General features: G+C 43.7%; 6 protein-coding genes. All 6 read right to left on the bottom strand.

Features of this window, described 5'->3' with window-relative positions; genetic code table 11:
- Positions 1-755: 755 nt before the first annotated feature.
- The 6 genes from HMPREF9007_RS10195 to HMPREF9007_RS10215 all read right to left on the bottom strand — a co-directional run bounded on the left by HMPREF9007_RS10195 (position 756) and on the right by HMPREF9007_RS10215 (position 7,749).
- On the bottom strand, positions 756-1,481 hold the full coding sequence (locus HMPREF9007_RS10195; protein WP_008762075.1) for a hypothetical protein: 726 nt from the start codon (positions 1,479-1,481) through the stop codon (positions 756-758).
- Positions 1,482-1,577: 96 nt separating this feature from the next.
- Positions 1,578-2,210 carry an outer membrane beta-barrel protein gene (locus HMPREF9007_RS10200; protein ID WP_008762074.1) on the bottom strand — a complete coding sequence of 211 codons (633 nt, stop codon included), beginning with the start codon at positions 2,208-2,210 and terminating at the stop codon, positions 1,578-1,580.
- A gap of 22 nt (positions 2,211-2,232) precedes the next feature.
- Positions 2,233-2,718: a hypothetical protein gene (locus HMPREF9007_RS27215; RefSeq protein WP_008762073.1), complete on the bottom strand. Its 486-nt coding sequence runs from the start codon at positions 2,716-2,718 to the stop codon at positions 2,233-2,235.
- Between the two features lie 98 nt (positions 2,719-2,816).
- Complete coding sequence (locus HMPREF9007_RS27210) at positions 2,817-3,047, bottom strand: hypothetical protein (RefSeq protein WP_032814234.1); 231 nt, start codon at positions 3,045-3,047, stop codon at positions 2,817-2,819.
- 476 nt (positions 3,048-3,523) lie between these two features.
- A complete protein-coding gene (locus HMPREF9007_RS10210) occupies positions 3,524-4,531 on the bottom strand; it encodes an aldo/keto reductase (RefSeq protein WP_008762071.1) in 1,008 nt (335 codons plus the stop codon).
- Between the two features lie 212 nt (positions 4,532-4,743).
- Positions 4,744-7,749, bottom strand: a complete 3,006-nt coding sequence (locus HMPREF9007_RS10215; RefSeq protein WP_008762070.1) for a DUF4982 domain-containing protein — start codon at positions 7,747-7,749, stop codon at positions 4,744-4,746.
- Between the last annotated feature and the right edge of the window lie 37 nt (positions 7,750-7,786).

Here is a 7,786-nt window from a genome sequence, read left to right as displayed (position 1 = left end):
GGAGTTATCAACTATTAAAGGATGATTTATCAATTATTAATGTCTGAAATATCAATCGTTAAGAATTGACACCTCAGACATTAACACACTGTAAATCAAACGACAACATCAAACAAATGACAGATAATGATACATGGAAGAGTGAGAGCAAACACTTGCTCTCATACCTGCTACCACAATTGCTGCCATACCTGAAACTACGATGAATAAAGGCATACAGACAATCTGTTAGGGCATGAGAGCAAAAGTCGCGTTGAATTACTGTGGAGAAAGCATAAAGCAAAATGTCTGTTCATTTCAAATAGAACCTTTGTTTATCTCAAATATAAGTTCCGCTTTAAGATAAACAAAGAGTCAATGTGTACAAATATATAACAACAAGATATCGAAAGAAAGTCTCAAACACCCAACACTTTTATTATCCTTTCAACTAGTAATAGCAAGCTTAAATACTATACATATTCATACACAATCACAGATATATTACCACCAAATAAAAAAACAATAAGCTTATTATCAATGTTTTAAATTAAAAAAAACAGGAACTATCACTAAAACAATAAACATCAACAACAAATCACAACTCCCCAAGTTCAAGTTCATCATAAGGGCGATAGAATTTCTAGTAAATCTTCACTACTTTTCAGATCATTTTATCACACACACTGACTTCCTCTTACCAAAGACATACACAATAGCCGATCAATAGAAAGATGATAAGACACGAGAAGCAATTTCGGGATTACTTCTTTTCTTTATTTTATAATCGTTTCCACGCACCCGTTTTTGAAAAAAAGATAGAAAGAGCTGGAATACATCCATTGCACTTCACCATTTGATTCTGAGATTGTTTGTGGTTTGCCAAAAGCCAGCAGGCATTCATCTTCTGTCATCCCCTTTACCGGTTTGCCGATATTTATTTCATTCCAATGGGTGATAGGAGAAAGCTGGTTTGTGCTGACAAAATCAAACAGTTTGTTCAGCATCTGCGATTCTATTTGCACAAAGTCATCCATAGTTTCCTTGTGAGAAGGCTTCTTCTCAGGTTGTAGTTTTTCCATCGGAGTGACTTTCTTCATTATAACCACCGATGATTCTATCTGAATATTGGAAAGATAATAGACCAGCTTCCCATCTTTTACCTGAAATTGGGCCGTACAATAGTACGTATTCTTTTGTTTGGCATCCGCCTGGGAAGTAAGCACCAAGTCACAACTAAAACTCTTGGCAGGAATGCTTACTTCTGTTATTCCGTCACGCTGTGCAGAGCAAACGTTTTTAATAGTCCACAACAGAGCATTAGCATAAATACTTTCATCGATCATCGGACTGAAAGGAATAAATCCGTTGACTACATATTTGCTGCCGTCCGCACTGAGCGGATAAGTATTCTTTTGTTCAGTAAAAGTTTGTGCAATCAAAGAGGGCAGTACTCCACCCAATAAAAATACAATTACCCAAAGTCTCAGTCTTGTTATCATACGCCGCTATGTTTAAGAAAACAGCATTCACGTCTTTTCCATCAAAAGAAAAGAGCGCAAATGCTGAAATTTATATGATTAAAATATGTGTCTCAATTAGAAAGCAATCCCCAGACGGATCATAAAGTTACTAGTCTTGATTCCATCGAGATCGGAAAATACGTCAATGAATCCACGCTGATAAGTGAAATCCAGATTGAAACGGTCATACCACAGTCCTACGCCAATATTCATACCGGCATCGAAATGATTGTAATCCACTTCCAGATAATCTGCAAAATCTCCCCAGCTGATGCTTTCACCACTTTCTTTCATTTTGCTGGTATAGTCATAACTGGCAAAAACACCCAGATGCGGATCGATGCTAAGATTGTCCGCTACTCCAATTTTCCATCCGAAAGTGAACGGTGAATATTGAATATTGTGTGCGATACATTTCATTTCATCGGCTTTAAACCCACGGGAACCGAGGCCGAATTCCATTCCCCAATATGCTCCGGCACCGCCCATAGGCTTTTGATAGCCGAATGTAGCATTGTAGCCAATGTTTGAATCCGCTTCAACTCCGTCACCGTTGAGGTTCATGATGTTCAGGCCTGCACGCAGGAACCATTGTGTGTTACTCGCTTGCTTTTGAGTCTTGACGATTGCACTTCTGGATGATACAATCTGTGCCTGTGTTCCTACGCACAACAAAAGCGCAGCAACAATTGATAATACTTTTTTCATTATTGTCTATGTTTTTTGGTTATTAATTCTTGTTCTTTATGACAGGTGCTATTTTGGTTCTATCATCGGCACCCGAAAGTTTCTGGATACGTATCCATTCGTAATCTTCTGTCGTGGCAGTATGCCAGTTGGTGAACACGCCCGGATAACCTACGACCGTAACCGTATATCCTCCCGACTTTTCATCATCCTCTATCTTAAAAGTGGCTCCCATGATTACATCACAATCGTTCTTGATAGTGGACAAATAAGTTCCCCATGCACGGATGTTATCAAGCTCACCCTTCATGGCAACTTCCACCTCTTCTCTGCTCAGTGTCCATACATCCTTTATTCGTCCTTTCTCTTCAAGAATTTTCACCTCTACAACTGTAGGCTTTACACAAACTTCGGTTACTGCATCTCCGGCACGTGCCTGCGCATCACGAAACTTAAAGACAGTCTTTTGCGCATACGTCCCAATGACACAACCGAAAACCAGCATCATAATTAGAATCAGCTTTTTCATATTCTTTTGTGATTTTATGTTAATATGCCGCAAAGGTATGCGAAAGGAGTATACCAGCAGGAGAAATCATAGTTCCGAATAGGATACAGAAATGTATCTTATTTGGATACACATGAAGAAGTACCGATACGGATGTTATCGGATAAATCGCGGAAGAAATCATGATCGAGTATGCACGAAATGCGCCAAAGAAGATGGATGTCGATATTTTCCTTCTTGAATATCTTGTATATATTGGGACGTGTACAGCATAACTGTCCGGCGAACCAGGTAACTGTGCGTCCCTGTTCGTGAAGCGTACGTTCGATAAGCTGTCCCGCATGAATCATGCCCAATCTTCCTATGAGTGTCCCCCTGACTCCCACCGGGTAAACGGATAAATGTAAGATGAAAGGAATATATAAAAAAGCGTGGGAATCTTACCTTCGTCCGTTCCATGTTCAAGGCCTTCGCAATGCCCACCACCGAGAACGAACAACGCAGAAAGCCCACGCCGATATGTACAACACCCGTAACCTCCCTTTGTTTTCTCAAAAAGAGGCACGGATGTATATAAATACACATCAGGAGGACGTCTTAGTTGCTATTCGTCATTCCGGTGGTCAAAGTTTGCGAAGTTCTGAAACACGAAAGACAAACGCTTGTAAACGTCTTCTCTATATACACGGCTCCCCCACCACCCGGAGGCTTTCTGCGGAAGAGTCCGTTGCAAATGTATAAAAAAATAAGTTTAGTGCGCCAATTATGATTAATAATCTTTTAATCACTCTCAGCAAATGACAGTCCAATTATCCCAATAGAGCCATCAGACTTTACACAAAATTCGTTCTATCCCGTTTAATTCTTCAGCAGTAAATCCCAACTGGTTTAAAGCCTGCAAATTGTCTGCCAGCTGATTCACTGAGCTCGCTCCTACTATGACCGATGTCATCCGTTCGTCTCTCAGCACCCATGCCAAAGCCATTTCTGCCAGCGTCTGTCCACGGTGACGGGCGATTTCATTCAATTGTCGGGCAGCCTCCACCTTTTCAGGCGTCACTTGCGAGCGTTGCAGAAAAGTGGAAGGACGTGCCGCGCGTGAGCCTTCGGGGATGCCATTCAGATATTTATCCGTCAGTAATCCTTGCGCCAAAGGAGAAAAGGCGATAAAGCCGGAACCGTATTCGGCAGCCAAAGGAAGGCTTTCAGCCTCAACCGCACGGTCGAACATACTATAACGATACTGGCTGATAAGACAAGGAACGCCTGCTTTTGTCATCATTTCATAGGCAATCCGCGCTTGCTGAGGAGGATATTTTGAGATTCCGATATACAGAGCTTTTCCTTGCTTTACAATATCAATCAACGTTTGAATGGTTTCTTCTACCGGAGTGACTCCGTCATAGCGATGACTATAGAAGATATCAAAATACTCCAGCCCTGTCCGGCGCAGACTCTGATCGATGCTTGCCATCAGGTTTTTGCGGGAACTGTTACCGCCATAAGGTCCTGCCCACATATCATGTCCGGCTTTGGAGGAGATTATCATCTCATCCCGGTATCCCCGGAAGTTTTCTTTGAGAATCCGTCCGAAATTAGTTTCGGCACTTCCCGGCACAGGGCCATAGTTATTAGCAAGATCGAAATGGGTGATGCCATGGTCGAAGGCATATTTAATCATGTCGGTCGCTACACTAAAGTTATCTACGCTACCGAAGTTATGCCACAATCCTAAAGAGATGAGAGGCAGTTGCAAGCCACTCTTGCCACAGTATTTATATTGCATGCGATCGTAGCGATCAGTAGCCGGCTGATTATTCAATGGGTAATCCATAAGGTTCAATGTTTTTCGTTATTGCAAAGAAAGAGAAAATATTTTAATAATGTTCCATCTTATTGCTAAATTCAAAGGTTGAAATCAAGGAACAACGTCCTTCAGTCTGCCAGTAAAGAAGACACATTCTGATCAAAAAAGACAGATGATGTCACTATACTGACAGTACGATGGACGGTCCTTGGAAAACCAATCATACAAACCCTAAAAAACTATTTCAACAAGTTCTCCTTGAACTCTATTTCTACAATACGCAATTCATGGCCGGTCTTGTCCCCATCCTTCGCTTTAAACAAATCCAGTTCATTGGCAACGGGGGCGGCAACTTCCACTATTTGTCCAAAGGCATCTCCTTCTTTGCTTGTACCTTTCAGCCGGATGGTAATTTCATTGGTCAGTACCGGTTTTACATCCAAGTGGACGTATCCCAGACTCTCATCCGTATCTCCGCTCCATATCAGTTCTTTGCCTGCATATATCTCCAGCGGATAACTGCGCATACGCCATCCGGTCAGTTTCATGCAGACTTCATCCACCCGTGCGGCACGTTCCAACTTATAGGTAATCCATGCGGTAGCTGCTTTCCCGTCATTCCGCCATTCGCTCAGTTCATTATCATCGAAACTGTTGACTGTACTCTCATTATTGGCTCCGGCAATGGCGGAAACGATACCAACATCCACTTTTGAGACCTTGTATGAAGGAGTCTGCGGAGTCTCGCCACGAGTCAGCCTGCCTTCGAGTTCATCACCGGGGATATAGTTACTCAAACCGTTTTTCACTTCGACAGGTGAGGAAGTAAGGCTGATTTCTGCCGGCTTCAATCCGTCGGCCTTCGCTGTGATACGGACGTTTCCGGCAGTAGTGAGCGAACGGATCAAAGCACGATTGATACCGCATTCTACCGGCAAGTCTTTTGAAAGGATATAATTATTTTCTCCTTGTGCGATGCCGCCACGCCATTCGGCAGGTCCTTCTACTTCAAAGTGTATCAAGTCATTTGCCAGCGGGCAACGGTTGCCGTCTTTATCCATGACTTCTACCTGAAGCAGTACCATATCCGCACCATCCGCTTTCCATCCTTCGGGACTCTGGATGAAGCTCAATTGAATCTGTTCCGGCTTGCCGGCAGTCTGCAACTGAGTACGGCAACATTCTTTTCCTTTTTCGTCGTATCCTACGGCCTCCAGTTTGCCCGGTACGAAAGCGATATCTTTGAAGGTATACAGAAAATGATAATCCCGTTCACCATTGCCCAAAGACTTACCATTCAGAAATAATTCTACTTTATCGGCACTCGATACGACATATACCGGTTTCAGTACCGTATCATTATAATTCCAATGACCGACGATATAGATGCGAGGACATTCCGTATCTACCCAGCCGTCCCACATCACCTGATGTGCAAAGAAGGGATCTTTAGGAATACGCATGGCGTCAGTTACTCCGCTACGACGATAATTTTCTACTCCGCGATAGTGCGTATTGGTATCGGAGAAGATTATCTTCACGCCACCCGAACTTACGCGGTCTCCCGTTCCCGGACGTTCACGCCAGTAATCGAACCAGCGAATGATATTTTCGATGGTAAAGGAATCCTGATTACGGTTGTAGACACGGGCATCCACTTTCTTCTGTACTTTGTTGGTAACGGTGGACTTATAAGAATTGCTGCCGTCTCCATCCTTGTGATAAGGATAGGAATAATCATCCCAGTATTTGCGCAATCCCTCGTCACGGCAATACTCCATTGCCCACATCGGATGATGCGCACTCTTATTGATATACAGCATTTCGCCTCCATATTCCGCTTCGCGGATGTCCAGCATTTCACGGGAACCGATTGCACGGCCGCCGTGAGGATCGTACAAATCACGTATCGCTTTCATCTCAATCATGTGTTCACGACTGATGGACTCATTGCCGCATTCATAAAATAAGATACTCGGATTATTACGGTTATAGATGATGGCGTCGCGCATTAATTCCGTACGCTGTTCCCACTGACGTCCTTCACAATCTTTTTCGGCATCTCCCGCCTGCATAGCCTGAATCAATCCCACACGGTCGCACGACTCGATATCCTGTTTCCACGGAGTGACATGCATCCAACGCACGAGGTTCGCATTGCCCTCCACCATCAGATGATTGCTATAATCGCTCAGCCAGGCAGGTACGCTCATCCCGACTCCCGGCCATTCATTGCTTGTCCGCTGGGCAAAGCCCTTCATCTGAATGACACGGTCATTCAGCCAGATCATTCCTTTACCGAAGCGCGTTTTACGGAATCCGGTGCGGGTGGCAACTTCGTCCACTTTCCTGCCATCTACCCACAGGCTTGTCTTTACTGTATACAGGTAGCCATATCCCCAGCTCCAGAAATGCAGGTTATCCACTTCGGATGCCGCTTTCAGCGTGATTGTCTCACCCGGTTTCACTACTGCCTTTGTTCCTTCGAATGTTTGGACGGATGTGCCGTCACGGTCTATCAGTTCTACTTGATAGGAAACGTGCTTATCACGATTATATTCGTTTCTGATTTCAGATTCCGCATGGATAATGGCCTTGCGCGATTTCACACGGATGTCTTCGGCATAGATGTAGACTCCGGTCGTTTTGAGATTACTATATAAAGGTAAAGTCTGATACAGACGGTCGGTGACGTGCAGCCATACATTTTTGGGGATACCGCCATAATTGGCATTAAAGTTCTTATTGCTCCACTGGTATTTCGTGCCCGTCGCCCGTTCTTTATAATTCCAGTCATTGTCGATGCGGACTGCGATTACATTTTCCTGTCCGTACTTAATATAAGGAGTCAGATCAAAACCGACAGCCATGACACCATTCTCGTGCAGGCCGACATTCTGACCATTTATATAGAAATCCACCCCTTGACGGACTCCTTCAAACTCTACAAAAACTTTCTTATTCTTGCTGTCGGCAGGCAGACGGAAATGTTTCCGATACCACATAATCGTATCGGTCAGTTCATCAATGCTCAGGCGGAAAGCCTCATCTTCATTGAAGGCATGCGGTAAAGTCACTTTCTTCCACTCCGAATCAGAAAAACGCGGCTGCTTTGCCTCGGGAACATCGCCCACATAAAGCAACCAGTCTGAATTGAAGTTATATTTATTACGGACATCGGACGATGTCACGAACTGGCTTATTCCGATAAAAGCCAAAAAGAAAAAGAGGATTCTATGTCTCATAGTATGTCTATTTATCTGTTCGTGGCAAAGCTAGCGC

Source organism: Bacteroides sp. 1_1_14, assembly GCF_000162515.1.
In the GTDB taxonomy this organism is placed as follows: domain Bacteria; phylum Bacteroidota; class Bacteroidia; order Bacteroidales; family Bacteroidaceae; genus Bacteroides; species Bacteroides thetaiotaomicron.
This window is presented reverse-complemented; position numbering and strand designations above follow the sequence as displayed.

Excerpts from the sequence above, each read along its gene's own strand:
- HMPREF9007_RS10210 (WP_008762071.1), bottom strand. The coding sequence starts at position 4,531 with ATGGATTACCCATTGAATAATCAGCCGGCTACTGATCGCTACGATCGC.
- HMPREF9007_RS27215 (WP_008762073.1), bottom strand. The coding sequence starts at position 2,718 with ATGAAAAAGCTGATTCTAATTATGATGCTGGTTTTCGGTTGTGTCATT.
- HMPREF9007_RS27210 (WP_032814234.1), bottom strand. The coding sequence starts at position 3,047 with ATGATTCATGCGGGACAGCTTATCGAACGTACGCTTCACGAACAGGGA.
- HMPREF9007_RS10195 (WP_008762075.1), bottom strand. The coding sequence starts at position 1,481 with ATGATAACAAGACTGAGACTTTGGGTAATTGTATTTTTATTGGGTGGA.
- HMPREF9007_RS10215 (WP_008762070.1), bottom strand. The coding sequence starts at position 7,749 with ATGAGACATAGAATCCTCTTTTTCTTTTTGGCTTTTATCGGAATAAGC.
- HMPREF9007_RS10200 (WP_008762074.1), bottom strand. The coding sequence starts at position 2,210 with ATGAAAAAAGTATTATCAATTGTTGCTGCGCTTTTGTTGTGCGTAGGA.